This window comes from Brevundimonas sp. TWP1-3 (assembly GCF_049896085.1).
Lineage (GTDB): Bacteria > Pseudomonadota > Alphaproteobacteria > Caulobacterales > Caulobacteraceae > Brevundimonas.
This window is the reverse complement of sequence record NZ_JAFCTP010000002.1, coordinates 616,564-635,550: the sequence shown is the minus strand read 5'-3', so window position 1 is coordinate 635,550 and position 18,987 is coordinate 616,564. Positions and strand designations below refer to the sequence as shown.

The following is an 18,987-nucleotide window of genomic DNA, read 5'->3' as shown; positions in this document are numbered from 1 at the left end:
ACGCACAGATAGGCGCATCAGCCCTCGCGTTGAACCCGCGTCATCAGGCTCCGGCGCGGTTCTTCACCAGATCGTCCACGACCGACGGGTCGGCCAGTGTCGAGGTGTCGCCCAGCGACCCGATCTCGTTCTCGGCGATCTTGCGCAGGATGCGCCGCATGATCTTGCCCGACCGGGTCTTGGGCAGGCCCGGCGCCCACTGGATCACGTCGGGCGCGGCGATGGGGCCGATCTCGTGGCGGACGTGGGCGACCAGGGCCTTGCGCAGGTCCTCGGTCGGCTCGACCCCGTTGTTCAGGGTGACGTAGGCGTAGATACCCTGGCCCTTGATGTCGTGGGGATAGCCGACGACCGCCGCCTCGGCGACATCGTCATGCAGCACCAGGGCGCTCTCGACCTCGGCCGTGCCCATCCGGTGGCCGGACACGTTGATGACGTCGTCCACCCGGCCGGTGATCCAGTAATAGCCGTCTTCGTCGCGACGGCAGCCGTCGCCGGTGAAATAGCGGCCGGGATAGGTCGAGAAATAGGTGTCGAAGAAGCGCTGGTCGTCGCCATAGACGGTGCGCATCTGGCCCGGCCAGCTGTCGGTGATGCACAGATTGCCGGACGCGGCGCCCTCCAGCGGCTGACCCTCAGCGTCCACGATCTCAAGCTCGACGCCGGGCAGGGGCAGGGTGGCCGATCCGGGCTTCAGGTCCGTGGCGCCGGGAAGCGGGGTGATCAGATGGCCGCCCGTTTCGGTCTGCCACCAGGTGTCCACGATGGGGCAGCGGCTGTCGCCGACCACCTCGTGATACCAGCGCCAGGCCTCGGGATTGATAGGTTCGCCGACCGTGCCGAGCAGACGCAACGAGGCGCGCGAGGACGCCTTTACCGGCGCATCGCCTTCGCGCATCAGGGCGCGCAGGGCCGTGGGGGCGGTGTAGAAGATCTCGACCTTGTGCTTGTCCACCACCTGCCAGAACCGGCCGGCGTCGGGATAGTTGGGCACCCCCTCGAACATCAGGGTCGTCGCCGCATTCGCGAGCGGCCCATAGACCATATACGAATGGCCGGTGACCCAGCCCACGTCGGCGGTGCACCAGAAGACCTCGCCGGGGCGATAGTCGAAGACCAGCTCGTGCGTCCAGGCGGCCCAGAACAGATAGCCGCCCGTGGTGTGCAACACGCCCTTGGGCTTTCCGGTCGAACCCGAGGTGTAGAGGATGAACAGCGGGTCCTCGGCGTTCATCGGCTCGGGCGGGCAGTCGGCGTCGACCTTGGCGGCTTCCAGGGCGTAGTCGAAGTCGCGGCCCTCGATCATCGGCACGTCGGCGCCGGTGCGACGGATGACCAGGACGGTGTCGACCTTCACCTTCGTCAGGGCCTCGTCGACATTGGCTTTCAGCGGCACATGCTTGCCGCCGCGCAGGCCCTCGTCGGCGGTGATGACCAGGTTCGAGCCGCAGTCCTCGATCCGCCCGCACAGGCTGTCGGGCGAGAAGCCGCCGAACACCACCGAATGGACGGCGCCGATGCGGGCGCAGGCCAGCATGGCGTAGGCGGCCTCGGGGATCATGGGCAGATACAGGGTGATCCGGTCGCCCTTCTTCGCTCCATGCGCCTTCAGCACGTTGGCCATGCGGCACACCTCGGCGTGCAGTTCGCCGAAGGTGATGTGGCGGCTGTCGGCGGGATCGTCGCCTTCCCAGATGATCGCCGTCTCGTCCTTGCGATGAGGCAGGTGGCGGTCGATGCAGTTGGCCGAGACGTTCAGCACCCCGTCCTCGAACCAGCGGATGCGGAAGTCTTCCTTCTTGAACGAGACGTCCTTGATCTTGGTCGGGGCCGTGATCCAGTCCAGACGCCTGGCCTGTTCGGCCCAATAGGCGTCGGACGTCTCGCGCGCCGCGATCCGCGCCGTCTCATAGGCCTCCCGGTTCAGATGGGCCTTTTCGGCCCAGTCGGCAGGAACGGGATAGAGGTCGGGATCAGGCACGCGAGACGTCTCCGGCATCAATCAGAATCCGTATTTGGCGAACAGGATCAGACGGGTCATGTCGCCGCTGGCGCCGGTCTCGATCTCGCGGTCTGCGAACATCAGCTCGGCCCCGACATCAAACGCCGTAACGGGCGACCAGATCAAATTCGCATGGATGCTCTGGGCGGAACGGTTGACCGCCAGGCCGGTGAAGCCGGTCTCGTTGTCCACCTTCTGCGCCGACCAGATCAGGCTGGAGCGCCAGCCGGGGGCCCAGACGTGGCGGTAGGCGGCGAAGCCGGCGACAACGCCGATGGAGTCCAGTTCGCCCGAAGCGTCCACCACAGCATCGTTGGAGAAGTTCAGACCGACATAGCGGCCGATGCCCTCGCCGCCCGTCAGCATCAGGCGGATGTCGTCCTTGGACCCGACCTTGATCTTGGTCGATGCCGACAGGCCCCAGCCGGTCGCGGTGGAATCGATATTGGTCGCCGGGTTCTCGTATTTCAGCTGGCGCAGCAGGCCGGCGAACTGGAAGTCGCCCCACGGCTGGGACACGGCATAGCGGGCGGTGAAGTCCGGCAGGCTGTTGTCGTCGGCGACGATGCGCGCGCCGCCGCCAAACGGCGTCACGGTCGTCTCGGGGTTCTCGACCGAGACCGAGAAGGGACCGCGCGTATAGCGGACCTGGACCTGACGGGCGAAGACGGTGCCTTCCGCCGCGCCGATGAAGTCGGCGGATTCGGGCAGGACGGCGGTGTTCTGGAAGTTGGTCCACTCCTGGCCGATCAGCCAGTTGTCGATGGTGATGAAGGCGCGACGCAGGGTCGGGTTGGCCGGGCTGGTGGTCCGCTGGTCGGCGACGCCGGGCTGGGTCTGGAAGTCCATCTCCATGCGGGTGCCGATCTTGTGGCCGCCGACCATGCCGTCGGTGGTCAGCCAGAACCGGGTCTGGCGGGCGTTGAAATCGGTCGCCGTATCCTCGTCGGCGCCGCCGATCGGAATGGAGCCGGGAATGTGGAATTCGCGCAGGGCATCGCCGTTGAGCGGGTCGCCGCCGGAGTAGCGGGTGGCGTAGGCGTCGACCTTGACGAAGCCGCCGAACTTGACCGTGTGGTCGCCGATGCGGAAGCCCTCGCCGGGCGACGCAGGCGCCGCCGCCTGCTGAACCGGGGCGGGCGCGGCCGGGCGAGTTTCCAGACGGATGATGTCCTGCTGCTGCGCGGCCTGCTGGGTGCGCGAGGCGACGACCTCGGATTTCAGGGCGTTCAGCTGGGCTTCGAGCTGGGCGATGCGCGCTTCGAGCGCGGCCTGGTCCTGGGCCGAGGCGATACCGGGCGACGCCAGCAGGGCGACGGCGGCGGCTCCCGCCATTAGGCTTGTCTTGATCATGATGAATCCTCCCGCGCCCATCTAACGCGGGCGTCCCTTCGAAAACCTTTCCGCCTCCAGCCTCGGGGAGCCATTGGCCATTGGTCTAATTTCGACCAAAGTCGAACCGCGCCATGATGGCGACGACGCGGCCGATCAGACGCCGCGCACGGAAGGACGCCCATGGATCGCATCGTCGTCGCCGACGACCATCCCCTGTTCCGCGCCGCCCTGCGCTCGGCCGTCGACAAGGCGGCGCCGGGAGCGGAGGTGGTGGAATGCGCCAGCCTGGCCGAGGCCAAGGCGGCGATGGTCGCCGGGCCGGTCGATCTGCTGCTGCTGGACCTGAAGCTGTCGGACAGCGAGGGCATGGCCGGGCTCGCCGCCGTGCGCGCGGAACAGCCGACCGTGCCGGTCGCCGTGGTCTCGGCCAGCGAGGACGCGCCCGTGGTGCGCCACGCCCTAGGCTTGGGCGCCGCCGGCTTCATTCCCAAGTCCTCGTCCCTGCCCCAGATGGTCGAGGCCATCGCCGCCATCCTGGCCGGCGACAGCTGGGCGCCCGATGTGCCCGAGGCGGACGACGACGACCCGGCCGGCCGCGTCGCCAGCCTGACGCCGTCGCAGCTGCGTATTCTGGAGGGGTTGAAGGCCGGGCGGCTGAACAAGCAAATCGCCTTCGACCTTGGCGTGTCCGAGGCAACCATCAAGGCGCACCTGACCAGCGTGTTCCGCAAGCTGGGCGTCCACAACCGGACCCAGGCGGTGATCCTGGCCAAATCGCTCGACCCCAGCTAGCTCGCCAGACTTAGCTCGACAAAAAGGCCTTCAGCGCCGCCGGCTTGATGGGCTTGGGCAGCAGGACCGCGCCGGCCGCCGTCGCCTGTTCGTTCAGACCGTCGCGGGTGTCGGCGGTGACCAGGGCGATGCGGCGCACGCCGTGAGGCCTCAGCCAATCGATGACGGCGAACCCTTCCGGCCCGTCGCCGAGGTGCAGATCGACCACGGCGGCGTCGAACGGACCCTGAGCCGCCTTGGCCGCCGCGACGCTGGACACCAGGGTCGGCTTCGCCCCCCAGCGTGTCAGCAGGGCGTTCAGCGCGTCCAGGATCACCGGCTCATTGTCCACACACAGCACCCGCAGACCCGCTAGCGGCAGACGCGCCTCGCGCACCGGCGCGATTTCGGGGATCACGTCGGCGGGGGTGCGCGGCACAGTGATGCGGAAGATGGTGCCGCGTCCGAGGCGCGAGCTCAGCTCCAGCGGATGGTCCAGCAGGCTGGACAGGCGGCGCACGATGGCCAGGCCCAGCCCCGCGCCCGGCTCGTCCACCGCGCCGGGCAGACGCACGAACTCGCCGAAGACGGTCTCGTGATCGGAATCGGGGATGCCGCGCCCGGTGTCGCAGACGAACAGCTGCACCGTCTCGCCCTGCCGCCGCGCCCCGACCAGCACCCGTCCTGTGTCCGTGTAGCGGATGGCGTTGGCCACCAGGTTCTGGAGCATGGACCGCAGCAGGTCGCGGTCCGATGCGGCCCATAGGCGGCTGGGCATGATGGTCAGGCGCAGACCCTTGGCTTCGGCCACGGGTGCGAACTCGCGACGCAACTCGTCGAACAGACCGCCCAGCGACAGTTTGGTCACATTGGTCCGCACCCCGCCGGCCTCCAGCTTGGACAGATTCAACAGGGCGGTCAGCAGGCGGTGGGCGCTGTCGATGGCGCGGTCGGCGTTGACGGCCAGGGTGCGGCTGGTCGGCTCGGCCAGAGCCGGTTCTTCCTTCAAGGCGGCGATGAACAGGCGGGCTGCGTGCAGCGGTTGCAGCAGGTCGTGGCTTGCGGCGGCCAGGAACCGAGTCTTGGACGCCGTGGCGTCTTCGGCGACGCGTCGGGCCTCGTCCAGCCGGGCGGTGCGGTCGGCGACGCGGGCCTCCAGCCGTTCGTTGGCCTCTTCCAGTTCACGCGCGGCCCGGCGCAGGGCGGTGATGTCGGTGTAGCTGGTGGCGTAGCCGCCGCCGGGGATGGGCGCGCCCGAGGATCGCAGCACCCGGCCGTCGGGCTGTGCCCGTTCATGGTCGTGGGGGATGCGGCGGCTCAGCGCCTCCAGTCGCCTTTCGACCCAGGCCTCGATGTCGTCGGGGCTTTCGCCGCGCTCGGCGTTCAGGCGATAGATGTTGGCGATGGGCAGGCCGACGTGGACGAAGCCGACGGGCAGTTCGAACATGGAGACATAGCGCCGGTTCCAGGCGGTGACGCGCAGATCCTCGTCCACCACGATCACGCCCTGGTCGATGTTGTCGAGCGTGGTCTGAAGCAGGTCGCGGTTGAACTGAACGGCTTGCGACGCCTCGTCCAGCATCCGCACCACGTCTTCGGGCGCACGGCCGACGCCGGCAAGGGCCGCCGCGATCACTCGTCGGGCCGAGGCTGCGCCGATGGCGCCGGCCAGCATCCGCTCGGCCGCGCGGGCAAGCGCTGCATCGGCCGGATCGGCGTCGCGCAGCCGGGTGTCCGTCTCGCGTCCCCAGGCGGAGAAGGCGCGCTCGGCCCGCTCGTCGCCGATGAAGCGGGCGACCAGGGCGCGCAGGTCGCCGACCGAGGCGCCCGACGGCGAGGGCCTGGCCTCCATCCAGTCCGGCCCAAGCCGATCCACGAAGGCGCGGGCCTGGACCCGGTCGATCAAACGGGGCTGAGCAAAGCGGGACACCCCGACATAGGCCGCCAGATTGAGCCCCAGGCTGACGAAGACCCCTAGGGCCAGCGGATCCTTGACCCCCAGCATGACGTGCAAGTGCCACGGCGCGCCGGGCGCCAGTTGCGGCAGGGCCAGCATGACGATCCAGACCGCCATCCCGACCGTCATCCCCGCCAGCGCCCCGTGCGCATGGCCGCCGCGCCACATCACGGCGCCGAACAAAGCGGGCGCCAACTGGGCCATGGCGGCGAAGGACACCAGCCCCATGGCCGCCAGACCGCGCGACTGATCCGTCGCCTGATAATAGAGCCAGGCCAGCAGCAGGACCGCGACGATGGCCGCACGCCGCACCTGAAGAATGGTCCCCGCCATGTCCGAGGCGTCGCCCCGCACCCGCCAGCGATCGCGCGCCAGGAAGGGCAGGATCAGGCTGTTGGACACCATGGCCGACAGGGCCACGGCCTCGACGATGACCATGGCGGTCGCGGCCGAGAAGCCGCCGACGAAGACAAGCGCCGTCAGCATCGTCTCGCCGCGTCCGAACGGCAGGGCCAGCACCAGCAGGTCGGGGTTCACCGCCGGTGCGAACAGGGCGCCTGCCGCCACCAGCGGCAGCACCGCCAGACTGGTCAGCAGCAGATAGAGGGGAAAGATCCAGCGCGCCCGTTTCACGTCCGACGGCTGGGCGCCCTCCACGAAGGCGACGTGGAACTGACGCGGCAGGCAGAAGATGGCCAGGGTCGAGAGCAGGGTGATGGCGGTGAAGCGCGGCGTGACCTCGGGCGGGGAGGCCAGCGCCCCCAGGCCTTCGATAATGCGCGGCGGCGAGCCTTCGTTGAGCAGCAGGACCAGGGCGAAGACGGCGACGAACAACAGGGCGCCCAGCTTGACCATCGATTCCAGGCCGATGGCCTGGATCAGGCCGCGATTGTGTTCGGTCAGGTCGGGACGGCGCGCCCCGAACAGGATGGCGAAGAAGGCCAGCACGCCCGCCAGCACCAGCACCGTCAGCCGCTCCGACCCCGCCACCGGCGTGCCCGCCGTCAGCAGGGCGCCGGCCATCGACAGCGACTTCAGCTGAAGCGCGATATAGGGCAGCGACCCCAGGATGGCGACGACCGTGACCGCCGCGCCCAGGGTCTGGCTCTTGCCGTAACGCGAGGCCACGAAGTCGGCCATGGAGCCGACGTTCTCGCGCCGGGCCGCGGCGGCGATGCGGCGCCACAGCGGGAACAGCAGGGTCAGGCCGATCACCGGCCCGATATAGATGGGCAGATACTCCCACCCGTCGCGCGCCGCCGTGCCGACCGCGCCGTAATAGGTCCAGGAGGTGCAGTAGATCGCCAGGGACAGGGCGTAGACCGACGGCCCCAACCCCTTGCCGCGCGCCCGCGCCGCCGGTCGTTCCTGATACCAGGCGACGGCGAACAGCACCGCCATATAGGCGGCGACCAGGCCGAGGATCGTCAGGCTGAACATGGGGGCATCTGAACCGGGCAGGGTGTGTTTCACAAGCGAAAGGCGGGCCGTCTTGCGACGACCCGCCCCTCGTTCCGCCTGAAAGCAGGATCAGGCGTTCAGATCGACGTCCTTGCCTTCCTTGACCAGCAGGAAGCCCAGCACGACCGTCGCAAGCGCCACGATGATCGGATACCAGAGACCGGAGTAGATGTTGCCGGTCGCCGCCACGATGGCGAAGGCGGTGGTCGGCAGGAAGCCGCCGAACCAGCCGTTGCCGATGTGATAGGGCAGGGACATGGAGGTGTAGCGGATATTGGTCGGGAACATCTCGACCAGGGCCGCCGCGATCGGTCCGTAGACCATGGTCACGTAAAAGCCGAGGATGAACAGGATCAGCACCACCATCGGCTTGTTGACCAGGGCGCTGTCCGCCTTGGCCGGATAGCCGGCGGCGGTCAGGGCGGCGGTCAGTTCCGTGTCCCAGGTCTTCTTCTGGGCGGCGAAATCAGCCGTGGTCATGGCGTCGCCCCGGAAGCTGGGGATGACGGACTGATCGCCGATGCGAACCTCTGCCACGGTTCCGGCAGGCGCCTCGACATTGGTGTAGGTCACGCCGGCCTTGGCCAGGTGGGACTTGGCCACGTCGCAGGACTGGTTGAACACCGTCTTGCCGACGGGGTCGAACTGGACGTTGCAGTCGGCCGGATCGGCATAGACCACGACCGGCGCCGAGGCGGCGGCGGCGGCCAGGCGCGGGTTGGCGGCCTGGGTCAGGGCGTTGAACAGCGGGAAATAGGTCAGGGCCGCGATCAGGCAGCCGGCCAGGATGATCGGCTTGCGTCCCACCTTGTCCGACAGCCAGCCCCAGAAGATGAAGAAGGGCGACGCGGCCAGAAGCGCGATGGTCAACAGGATATAGACCAGGGTCGCGTCCACCTTCATGACCCGTTCCAGGAAGAACAGGGCGTAGAACTGGCCCGTGTACCAGATGACGGCCTGACCGGCGGTGAGGCCCAGCAGGGCGATCAGCACGATCTTCAGGTTCGGCCATTTGCCGAAGCTGTCCTTCAGCGGGGTCTTGGAGCCCTTGCCTTCGGCCTTCATCTTCTTGAACGACGGGCTCTCGGCCAGCTTCAGGCGGATCCACAGGGAGACGCCTAGCAGGATGATCGAGACCAGGAACGGAATGCGCCAGCCCCAGTCGGCGAAGGCTTCCTCGCCTACCGCAAGCCGGACACCGAGGATGACCACAAGGCTGAGCACCAGGCCGGCGGTGGCCGTGATCTGGATGAAGGAGGTGTAGAAGCCGCGCTTGCCGCGCGGGGCGTGCTCGGCGACGTAGGTGGCGGCGCCGCCGTATTCGCCGCCCAGGGCCAGGCCCTGGATCAGGCGCATCAGCACTAGGATGATGGGCGCTGCGATGCCGATGACCGCATAGGGCGGCAACAGGCCGACGACGAAGGTCGACAGACCCATCAACAGCATGGTGACGAGGAAGGTGTTCTTGCGTCCCCAAAGGTCGCCCAAGCGCCCGAAGACGATGGCGCCGAAGGGCCGCACCGCAAACCCGGCCGCGAAGGCCATCAGGGCGAAGATGTAGCCGGTGGTTTCGTTGACGCCCGAGAAGAACTGGACGGTGATAATCGCCGCCAGCGAGCCGTAAAGATAGAAGTCGTACCACTCGATGACGGTGCCGACCGATGAGGCGAGGATGACCAGACGATCGCTGCGATCGACGGTGTGTTCCTCTTCCCCAGACGCAATTGGAGCGTCGGTAGCCATGATCCATTTCCTCCCAAGTCGCCGTTATCGGCCGTTCTGCGCATCCCTGCGGATACGTGGACGCCGACATTGACCGAGAGGGAGGCGGCTGGAGAGAGCGACTTTGGTCGAGGATCGCCGATAGGCAAAGGCCGGGGTCAGCCGTCGATGGAGATGACTGGTCCCAGTTTAGGTTGAACTTGGCCGCGACGGACGCTGCGACGCTTCAGCCAGCCGCGGATGCGGGTCTGGATCGGATTGTCGATGGCGAAGTGGAAGGCGAAGGCGAAGGCGACGGCCGCCGCGACGCCTAGGCCCCACAGACCCCATTGGGCGGCGACGGGCAGAGAGATGCGGGCCTCCACGACGTTGACCACGCCGAACCAGACGATGCGGATCACCTCGTTGGAGATGAACATGGAGAAGGAGACCATGGCGGCCATCTCGACCAGTTTGGAGGGCTTCTTCACCGGCACCGCGCCGGCGGCCAAAATGATGATCGAGATCAGGGTCAGGGCGGCCAGGGCGTGCTTGTCGTGAAGCTCAAGGGCGAAGAAGCCGACGGCGGCCAGGACGCCGGCCCAACCGGCCAGGCGTGGCGCGATCCAGACCTTCTGGGCGAACCAAGCTAGGCACATCCCCAGGAAGAACAGCGGCAGGGCGCGGATGATGCCGTAGCGCATGGGCATCTGATAGACGGGATAGCCCAGGAAGTGCCAGCAGAGCTGGTTGGCGACCAGATAGACGCCGACGCCCATCGCCAGCGCGGCCCACGGACCCAGGCGCATCAGGCCGCGAATGATCCAGGGGAAGGCCAGGTAGCAACCGATCAGGGCCGAGATCGACCAGGTCGGGGCGTTCCAGCCCAGGCCGCCATAAACGCCATAGGACTGAAGCAGCAGCAGCTGGGCGGGCAGTTGGTCCCAGGCGAACCATTCCGGATTGCGCGGCGGGACGCCTGCGGCGGTGGCCAGCAGCACGAAACCGACCAGCGACAGGCCCATGATCAGGTGGGCGGGTACGACGCGCAGGAACCGCTTGAGGAAGAAGTCGCCCGGCGACAGCCGGCCCTTGTCCACCGCCGCGCCATAGACGCGCATCAGCACATAGCCGCTGTCGATCAGGAAGAAGTTGGTCAGCAGGAAGCCGCCGCGTTCGAAGATCGGATTGATCACCTCGGCCAGGGGCGCCGGGCCCGCCGCCTGGAAGTGATGCAGGATGATCAGGAAGGCCACGATGAAACGCAAAGCGTCCAGCCAGCCGCCGCGCGCGATCTGAACTGTCTCATTGCGGGTCGAAATTACGGACCAGGGCATCGTTAGAGCCTCCTTCCGCCGTCTCGCCGCAAGAGATGCGCCAGTTCGCGCAATTGGGGAAATCCTAGCCTCGGACCAGTCGCAGGAACTCTTCACGGGTGCGGGGGTCGTCGCGGACCACGCCGATCAGGTGGCTGGTCGACAGGCTGGCGCCCGGCGCATTGACGCCGCGCAGGGTCATGCAGCTGTGCTCGGCCTCAATGACCACGCCGACGCCGTGGGGGCGCAGGACGGTCTGGATGGCCTCGGCGATCTCGGAGGTCATCTTCTCCTGGATCTGCAGGCGCCGTGCGAAGCCGCGCACGACACGGGCCAGCTTGGAGATGCCGACGACGCGGTCGGTCGGCAGATAGGCGACGTGCGCCTTGCCCACGACCGGCAGCATGTGGTGCTCGCAGAAGCTGACGAAGCGGATGTCCTTCAGCACGACCAGCTGGTCGTAGCCGCCCGTCTCCTCGAACGTCTTCTCCAGATAGGAGAGGGGATCGACCTCATAGCCCTCGAACAGTTCGCGATAGCTGCGGGCGACGCGGGCCGGGGTCTCCAGCAGGCCTTCGCGGTCGGGATTGTCACCCGCCCATTCGATCAGGGTGCGGACGGCGGCTTCGGCGTCGGCCTGGGAGACTTTGGAGGCGCGGGGTTCGGTCATGGCGGCCTAGATAGCGGGGCGATTGCGGGAAGGGGAGAGGGTCTCGGGCTTCATTACGAGGCCGGGACGCATTCAGACGGTGACGCTCGAAAAAAGAGGGTCTGAATAGTGCAATTCGTCTGAAATCGGATCGTGAAAGGCCCCCCGGCGAAGCCGTCAGGTTGGGATCAGAGCTGCGCCGTTCAAGGTCTAGGGAGAGATTTTGTCGTCGTTCCCGCGCCGCTAGAGACGAGTCATCCGGCGTGTAACCTTATCCGTTTCCGTGCGTTACGGCTCAGCTACAGGCGAGAGGATGGCATGACGGACGGCGAGATCAAGCAAGACCAGGCCGCCTTCGGGATCGCCGGACTGGACGATATTCTGGCCGGAGGGCTGGAACGGGACCGGCTGTATCTGCTGGAAGGCAATCCGGGCACCGGCAAGACGACCGCCGCGATGCGATTTCTGATGACCGGCGTCGCGCTGGGCGAGACCACCCTTTACATCACCCTGTCCGAGACGGAAGAAGAGCTGCAGGCCACGGCGCGGTCGCATGGCTGGTCTCTGGACGGGATCGAACTGTTCGAACTGGTGCCGCCCGAAAGCCTGCTGGACGAACAGCAGCAGCAGAGCCTGCTGTATTCGTCGGACCTGGAACTGGGCGAGACCAGCCGCATGATCCTGGAGGCGGTCGAACGCCTTCAGCCCCAGCGGGTGGTGATTGACAGCCTGTCGGAAATCCGTCTGCTGGCCCAGGGATCGCTGCGCTATCGCCGGCAGGTGCTGACGCTGAAGCACTATTTCGCCAAGCGCGGGGTGACGGTTCTGCTGCTGGACGATCTGACGACCGACGCCAACGACAAGACGGTCCATAGCGTCACCCACGGCGTGATCCAGTTGCAGGAGCTGGCGCCGGAATACGGGGCCGAGCGCCGCCGCGTGCGGGTGATGAAATACCGCGGGCGTCGCTTCCGCGGCGGCTATCACGACTTCACCATCAAGACCGGCGGGCTGGAGGTCTATCCACGCATCGTCGCGTCCGAACACCGGACGCGGTTCAAGCGCGAGCCCATGTCCAGCGGGGTTGCAGGCCTAGATGACCTGTTGGGCGGCGGCATACAGCGCGGTTCGAGCGCGCTGATCCTGGGCCCCGCGGGCACCGGCAAGTCGCTGTTTGCGGTCAGTTTCGTGATGTCCGCGATCGCGCGGGGCGAGAAGGCGGCCATGTTCATCTTCGATGAGGAATTGGGCCTGTTGTTCGCGCGAATGCTGGAGATCGGCATCGATCTGCAAGCCTGTGTGGACGAGGGCTCCTTGCTGGTGGAGCAGGTGGATGCGGCCGAGCTGTCGCCGGGCGAGTTCGCCGCGCGCGTTCGGGACTGCGTCTCCAGGCGAGACATCAAGACGGTCGTGATCGACAGCCTGAACGGCTACCAGGCCGCCATGCCGCAGGAGCAGTTCCTGGTGCTGCACATCCATGAACTGCTGCAGTATCTGAACCGTCAGGGGGCCTCGACCTATCTGACCGTGGCCCAGCACGGACTGGTCGGGGACATGAAGGCGCCGGTGGATGTGACCTATCTGGCCGACACCGTCATCCTGCTGCGCTATTTCGAGGCGGCGGGCCTGGTGCGTCGCGCCATTTCGGTCATCAAGAAGCGCGCGGGCGGGCACGAGAAGACCATTCGCGAGTTCGACATCGGGACCAACGGCCTGACGCTGGGCGAGCCCCTGTACGGCTTCCAGGGGGTTCTGCGCGGCGTTCCCAACTTCGTGGGCCAAGGTGACCGACTGATGGGCGATAGCGCCGAATGAGCCGCGGCGGAGACGTGTCAGAACGCGCTCTGATACTGGCGCCCGCCGGGCGCGACGCCGTGGTGGCGGCCCAGATTCTGATGGAGGTCGGCACGGTGGCGCAGGTCTGCGACACCCTGGACGACCTTCTGGCGCGCATGATCGAAGGCGCCGCTTTAGCCGTGGTGGTGGAGGAGGTGCTGATCAACGGCGACCTCAACGCTCTGTCCGCCTGGATCGAAGACCAGCCGTCTTGGTCGGATTTTCCCTTTCTGGTGCTGAACCGCCGCGGCGGCAGCGTCGAGCGTAATCCGGCGGCGCGTCGGCTGTCGGCGACCCTGGGCAATGTCAGCTTTCTGGAGCGGCCGTTCCATCCGACGACCCTTGTCAGTGCGGTCGATACGGCGTTGCGCGGTCGCCGCAGGCAGTATGAGGCGCGCGAAAGGATCGCCGAGATCCAGCGCGCGGAGGCCCTGCTGGAGCGTCGAGTCGCCGACCGCACAGCGCAGCTGCAGGCGGCCAACCGCGAACTGGCCGCCCAGATCGTCGAGCGTGAAAAGGCCGAGACGGCCCTGCGTCAGGCGCAACGGCTGGAGGCTGTCGGTCAACTGACCAGCGGCGTGGCGCACGACTTCAACAACCTGCTGACCGTCGTGCTGGGCAATGTCGATCAGTTGAGAAAGAACGAGACCGACCCCAAGGTCCTGCGTCGACTGGACATGATGCGCGAAGCGTCGCAGCGGGGCGCGCGGCTGACGGCGCAGATGCTGGCCTTCTCGCGTCGGCAAAAGCTGGAGCCGCGAGCGGTCGATCTGAACGAAACGGTGCGCAGCATGGGCGACATGCTGCAAAGCGCCATCGGCGGCAGTGTCCATATCGAACAGCCCCAGTTGGCGTCCGACCTGTGGCCGGCCATGATCGATCCGACGCAAATCGAACTGGTCATCCTGAACCTGGCCATCAATGCGCGCGACGCCATGGAGGTCGGCGGGTCGCTGACCATCCGCACCGAGAACGCGCGGCTGGATGCGTCCGGGCGGCCCGACGAGCTTCCGCCCGGCGACTATGTGGTGGTGTCGGTCAGCGACACCGGATCGGGCATGACCGACGAAGTCCGGGCGCGGGCGTTCGAGCCCTTCTTCACCACCAAGGACGTCGGCAAGGGTTCGGGCCTCGGCCTGAGCCAGGTCTTCGGCCTGGCCAAACAGTCCGGCGGCGGGGTCAGCATCGACACCGAGGTCGACAAGGGCACGACGATCCGCATCTTTCTGCCCCGCGCCGACGCCGCGCCGACGCAGGAGCGCGAGCCGAGCGGCGAACTGCTGGCCGCGCGCGACGCCGGGATGGTGGTGCTGGTGGTGGACGACGACGAGGCGGTCAGGACCGTCACCGCCGGCTATCTGAGCGACCTGGGATACGACGTGATCGAGGCTGACAGCGGCGGGGCGGCGCTGGAGACGCTGGACCATCACGACCGGATCGACGCCATGGTGCTGGACTTCGCCATGCCGGGGATGAACGGCGGCGAGCTGGCGCGCGAGCTGAAGGTGCGCCGGCCCGAAGCGCCCATCCTGTTCGCCACCGGATACGCCGACGCCGAGGCCCTGACGGACGTGGGCGAGGACCTGATCGTGCGCAAGCCGTTCACCCAGGCCGAACTGGCGCGCAAGCTGTCTCGCACCCTGGCGGCCTGATCCCCCACGAATACGCGTTTGGTTAGCGGCCTGTTAACCATCCTGTCGGCATTTTCTGCCCAGTAGTTTGGGAGCGGTGTCGATGAACGGCGCGGAAGTTCTGGATGTCGGGCGCGACGCCATCTGGCTGACGATACAGCTGTGCTTGCCGGTCCTGATCGTGGGTCTGGTGGTCGGCGTGGTGATCGGCCTGTTTCAGGCCCTGACGCAGATCCAGGAACAGACCCTGATCTATGCGCCCAAGATCATCGCCATCTTTGTGTCCCTGATCCTGTTCCTGCCGCTGATGGGCGCGCTGTTGGGCGGCTTCATGCGTCAGATCGCGGCCCGCATCGCGGGGATGTAGTGGAGGCGTACGCCACCGCCGATCAGGTCTGGGCCGGGGGGCTGATCTTCGCCCGGATCGCGGCGATCCTGATGCTGATCCCCGGTTTCGGCGAGACCTATGTGCCGCCGCGCGTGCGGCTGTCGCTGGCCCTGCTCATCAGCCTGGCGCTGTGGCCGGTGGTGCGCGGATCGCTGCCGGGCCTGCCCGACAGCCTGGGGCTGATGGTCGGATGGATCATCCGCGAGGTGGCCGTCGGCCTGATGATCGGTCTGTTGCTGCGGATGTTCATGACGGCCTTGTCGACGGCGGGCGAGATCATCTCGTTGCAGACGACGCTGAGCTTTTCCCAGACCGCCAACCCGATGCAGGCCCAGCCGGGCACGACCATCGCCGCCTTTCTGACCCTGCTGGGGGTGACGCTTCTGTTCGCCACCGACACCCATCACCTGTTCATCGCCGGGATGGTGGGGTCCTATCGCCTGATCGCGCCGGCCCAGCCGCTGGTGATGGCCGACTTCACCCAGATGGCGGTGCGCACCCTGGGCGACAGCTTCATGCTGGGGGTCCAGTTGTCGGCGCCGGTGCTGGTGTTCGCCCTGATCTTCAACCTGGCGTCCGGTCTGGTGGCGCGGGTCATGCCGTCGTTCCAGGTCTATTTCGCCGCCGCGCCGTTGAGCGTCATCCTGGGCCTGTCGATCTTTGCGCTCAGCCTGGGCGCGCTAGGCACCATCTTCATCGACCGCTACCGCCGCCTGGCGGAGTATTTCGTGTTCGGAGGCCCGAATGGCTGAAGGCGCGGATCCCGAGTCGAAAACCGAAGAGGCGACCCCGCGAAAGCTTGAGGACGCCCGAAAGAAGGGCGACTCGGCCAAGTCGCCCGACGTCGCCCAGGTCTTGTCGCTGGCGGGGGCGGCGGCGGTGATCCTGATGGGCGGGGGCTGGTTCGCCTCGTCCATCGCCGAACAGATGCTGCCCTTCATCGCCGCCCCGCACGAGATGCTGGGCACGCTGAACTCGGGCGCCGGCAACCAGATCATGGTGCGCACCGTCTGGGCCATCGCACCGTTTCTGGGGGCGGTCATGCTGGCGACCATCCTGGGCGGGGTGGGGGGCAATCTGGCGCAGTCGGGCCTGATCTTCACCGCCGAGAAGCTGAAGCCGAAATGGTCGGCGGTCAGTCCGCTGCAGGGGTTCAAGCGCATCTTCGGACCCGACGGCCTGATGCAGTTCGTCAAGACCTTCTTGAAGCTGATCGCCGTCTGCGTGGTCTGCTGGATGGTGCTGAAGCCGCACCTGCGCGAGTTCGAGAACATGGTGTCGATGAGCCCGCTGGCGATCCTGCCGCTGGCGCGCGACATGGCGGTGTCGCTGTTCTTCGCCTCGATCCTGCTGTTGGGAGCGACCGCCGGCGCCGACTTCGTCTGGCAGAAGATGCGCTTCGCCAAGCGGATGCGGATGACCAAGGAAGAGCTGAAGGAAGACTACAAACAGTCCGAGGGCGACCCGCACATCAAGGCCAAGCTGAAGCAGATCCGCATGCAGCGCAGCCGCCAGCGGATGATGGCGAACGTCCCCAAGGCCACCGTCATCGTGACCAACCCGACCCACTATGCGGTCGCCCTACGCTATGAGCCGGATCAGGGCGACGGGGCGCCGATCTGCGTGGCCAAGGGCGTCGATGCCCTGGCCTTGCGCATCCGGGAGGTGGCGACCGAGCACGGGGTGCCGATCGTCGAGAACGTGCCGCTGGCGCGCGCCCTGTACGCCGCCGTCGAGGTGGACGAGATCATTCCGCGCGAACATTTCGACGCCGCCGCCAAGATCATCGGCTTCGTCTTCCAGTCCAGAAAGCGTCGGTAAGAGTGCGTCAGGATTTGAGCGTATGATCTGCCCACTGATTCGCGAGGCTGCATGACGTCCACCCGACGCCCTTCGTTCGATCTGCTGTCGGCCGTGATGGCGTTTGGCGTCGTGGCGGCCATCGCCGCCCTGGCCTATCCGGCGTTTCGCGACAATCCGACCTCGGCGCCGGGACTGGTGCTGATCCTGACGGTGGGCATGATCGCGCTGATCGGCCTGTTCGGTTTCCGGCGGGCGGCGAACGCCAAGCCCAGCAGCGACGCGGCCATCGAGGTGCTGGAGGCCATGGCCGAGCCGGCCGCCCTGGTGTGGGATTCAGGACAGATCCTGACCTTCAACACCGCCTGGGCCGAGGCCAATGGCGCGACGGGCGCCCTGCCGCGCGGCAAGTCGGCCCAGGCCCTCTACATGGCCTTCGCCCAGGCGCGCAAAGGCGAGCCGGGCCGCGCCATCGTCATGATCGGCGAACGCGAGGTCGAGGTCGTCATCGGTCAAGCCGGCGAGGGACGGTTCCTGATGCGCGCGGCGCCTGACGCGGCCCTGCCCATCGCCTTGGCTCCTGTGCATGCGCCTGCCGCCGCCGCGACCGGCGAGGCGCGGGCCATGGCCGCCGGGGCGCCGTTCGGCTCGGCTGTCATCCAGGGCGACGACCTGTTCTCCGGCCGGGCGGAAGAGGCCAATCCGGCCCTGGCCGTGCTGACCGGTCCCGGCGCCGCGCGCGATGCGGCGTTCGGCGATCTGTTCGATCCGGGCGGCGTTGCCGAGGCGCGGCTGAAGCTGGCGGGCGGGTCGTCGGGTCCGATCGAGCTGATCGCGCGCGCCTATCCCGACAAGATGCTGCACCTGTATGTGGCGCCTGAGGACGACAAGCGGCGGATCTGGCTGTTCGACGTGTCGGGCCAGAAGTCGATGGAGCTGCAGCTCAACCAGGCCCAGAAGATGCAGGCCGTGGGCCAGTTGGCCGGGGGCGTGGCGCACGACTTCAACAACCTGCTGACCGCGATCCAGCTTCAGCTGTCGGGCCTGCTGGAACGTCACCCGGTGGGCGATCCCTCGTACGAGGGGCTGAACGAGATCCGCCAGACGGCCATTCGCGCGGCCGATCTGGTTAGGAAGCTGCTGGCCTTCTCGCGCAAATCGACCGTTCGCCGCGAGCGGCTGGACCTGGGCGAACTGGTGGGCGAGTTCGCCATCCTGCTGCGCCGTCTGCTGCGCGAGGACGTGCGGTTGGAGACGGATTACGGCCGCGACCTGCCCGTGGTGCTGGCCGACAAGTCGCAGCTGGAGACGGCGGTGATGAACTTAGCCGTCAACGCCCGCGACGCCATGCGCGGCGTGGTCGAGCCGGGCGCCGGCGTGGTCACCATCGCCACGCGCCGCCTGACGGGCGACGAGGCGCGGGCCCTGGGCTGGGTCGATGCGCCGACCGACGAGGTCGCCCTGATCGAGGTGTCGGACACCGGTCCCGGCGTGCCGCCTGAATTGCTGGACAAGATCTTCGAGCCCTTCTTCACCACCAAGGCGGTGAACGAGGGGACGGGCATGGGCCTGGCCACCGTCTATGGCATCGCGCAGCAGGCGGGGGGCCATATCACCGTCAGCAATATCGAGGGGCCCGACTCCAAGACAATGGGCGCGGCCTTCCGCATCTTCCTGCCGGCCGCCGGCGAGGCGGAGCTGGCCGAGGTTCAGCCTGTCGAGGTCAAGATCAAGGCGCCGCGCGACCTGTCGGGCGCGGGCCGTATCCTGTTCGTCGAGGACGAGGACGCGGTGCGCGGCATCGCCGCCCGCCTGTTGCGCCAACGCGGCTATGAGGTGATCGAGGCCGCCGACGGCGAGGAGGCCCTGTTGCTGGCCGAGGAATACGCCGGTCAGATCGACATGATGATCTCGGACGTCATCATGCCGGGACTGGACGGGCCGTCGCTGCTGAAGAAGGCGCGGCAGTATCTGGGCGATGCGCCGGTGATGTTCATCTCGGGCTATGCCGAGAGCGACTTCTCGGACCTGCTGCAGGACGAGGTCGGGGTGTCCTTCCTGCCCAAGCCGCTGGACATCAAGACCCTGGCGGAACGGGTGAAGCAGGAACTGCACGCGGGCTGAACGCCGCAGCAGGCAA

13 protein-coding genes are annotated in these 18,987 nt (G+C 67.3%); 7 read left to right on the top strand and 6 right to left on the bottom strand.

The features are described from left to right. Positions 1 to 43 precede the first annotated feature (43 nt). Together acs and ACP693_RS14970 are read right to left on the bottom strand one after the other, a co-directional pair. The gene (gene acs, locus ACP693_RS14975) at positions 44 to 1,999 is read right to left on the bottom strand and encodes an acetate--CoA ligase (protein ID WP_426020497.1); all 1,956 of its coding nucleotides are present in this window, start codon (positions 1,997 to 1,999) and stop codon (positions 44 to 46) included. A gap of 3 nt (positions 2,000 to 2,002) precedes the next feature. Beyond that, positions 2,003 to 3,355 (bottom strand): DcaP family trimeric outer membrane transporter, encoded by a 1,353-nt coding sequence (locus tag ACP693_RS14970; RefSeq protein WP_426020496.1) that lies wholly within the window; start codon positions 3,353 to 3,355, stop codon positions 2,003 to 2,005. 162 nt (positions 3,356 to 3,517) lie between these two features. Here ACP693_RS14970 and ACP693_RS14965 point away from each other — a divergent pair, with 162 nt between their 5' ends. Further along, positions 3,518 to 4,129 carry a response regulator transcription factor gene (locus ACP693_RS14965; RefSeq protein ID WP_135194568.1) on the top strand — a complete coding sequence of 204 codons (612 nt, stop codon included), beginning with the start codon at positions 3,518 to 3,520 and terminating at the stop codon, positions 4,127 to 4,129. Between the two features lie 10 nt (positions 4,130 to 4,139). Here ACP693_RS14965 and ACP693_RS14960 read toward each other — a convergent pair whose 3' ends face one another. The 4 genes from ACP693_RS14960 to folE form a co-directional block, all read right to left on the bottom strand. Next, positions 4,140 to 7,505: a hybrid sensor histidine kinase/response regulator gene (locus tag ACP693_RS14960; RefSeq protein ID WP_426020495.1), complete on the bottom strand. Its 3,366-nt coding sequence runs from the start codon at positions 7,503 to 7,505 to the stop codon at positions 4,140 to 4,142. A gap of 90 nt (positions 7,506 to 7,595) precedes the next feature. Next, a complete protein-coding gene (locus tag ACP693_RS14955) occupies positions 7,596 to 9,269 on the bottom strand; it encodes an MFS transporter (RefSeq protein WP_426020494.1) in 1,674 nt (557 codons plus the stop codon). A gap of 137 nt (positions 9,270 to 9,406) precedes the next feature. Further along, positions 9,407 to 10,564 (bottom strand): acyltransferase family protein, encoded by a 1,158-nt coding sequence (locus tag ACP693_RS14950; protein WP_426020493.1) that lies wholly within the window; start codon positions 10,562 to 10,564, stop codon positions 9,407 to 9,409. A 64-nt stretch (positions 10,565 to 10,628) separates the two neighbouring features. Next, positions 10,629 to 11,213: a GTP cyclohydrolase I FolE gene (gene folE, locus ACP693_RS14945; protein WP_346494487.1), complete on the bottom strand. Its 585-nt coding sequence runs from the start codon at positions 11,211 to 11,213 to the stop codon at positions 10,629 to 10,631. 297 nt (positions 11,214 to 11,510) lie between these two features. Here folE and ACP693_RS14940 point away from each other — a divergent pair, with 297 nt between their 5' ends. The 6 genes from ACP693_RS14940 (at position 11,511) to cckA (ending at position 18,971) form a co-directional block, all read left to right on the top strand. Further along, positions 11,511 to 13,007 carry an ATPase domain-containing protein gene (locus tag ACP693_RS14940; protein ID WP_426020492.1) on the top strand — a complete coding sequence of 499 codons (1,497 nt, stop codon included), beginning with the start codon at positions 11,511 to 11,513 and terminating at the stop codon, positions 13,005 to 13,007. 14 nt (positions 13,008 to 13,021) lie between these two features. After that, positions 13,022 to 14,680 carry a response regulator gene (locus ACP693_RS14935; protein ID WP_426020491.1) on the top strand — a complete coding sequence of 553 codons (1,659 nt, stop codon included), beginning with the start codon at positions 13,022 to 13,024 and terminating at the stop codon, positions 14,678 to 14,680. Positions 14,681 to 14,762: 82 nt separating this feature from the next. Continuing rightward, entirely contained in the window at positions 14,763 to 15,026 is a 264-nt protein-coding gene (fliQ, locus tag ACP693_RS14930; RefSeq protein ID WP_135194575.1) for a flagellar biosynthesis protein FliQ, read from the top strand. Then, positions 15,026 to 15,799, top strand: coding sequence for a flagellar biosynthetic protein FliR (gene fliR / locus ACP693_RS14925; protein ID WP_426020490.1), 774 nt, complete (start codon positions 15,026 to 15,028; stop codon positions 15,797 to 15,799). Before fliQ ends, fliR begins: the two co-directional genes overlap by 1 nt. Further along, positions 15,792 to 16,868, top strand: coding sequence for a flagellar biosynthesis protein FlhB (gene flhB / locus ACP693_RS14920; RefSeq protein ID WP_426020489.1), 1,077 nt, complete (start codon positions 15,792 to 15,794; stop codon positions 16,866 to 16,868). Before fliR ends, flhB begins: the two co-directional genes overlap by 8 nt. A 51-nt stretch (positions 16,869 to 16,919) precedes the next feature. After that, entirely contained in the window at positions 16,920 to 18,971 is a 2,052-nt protein-coding gene (gene cckA, locus ACP693_RS14915) for a cell cycle histidine kinase CckA (protein WP_426020488.1), read from the top strand. Positions 18,972 to 18,987 lie beyond the last annotated feature (16 nt).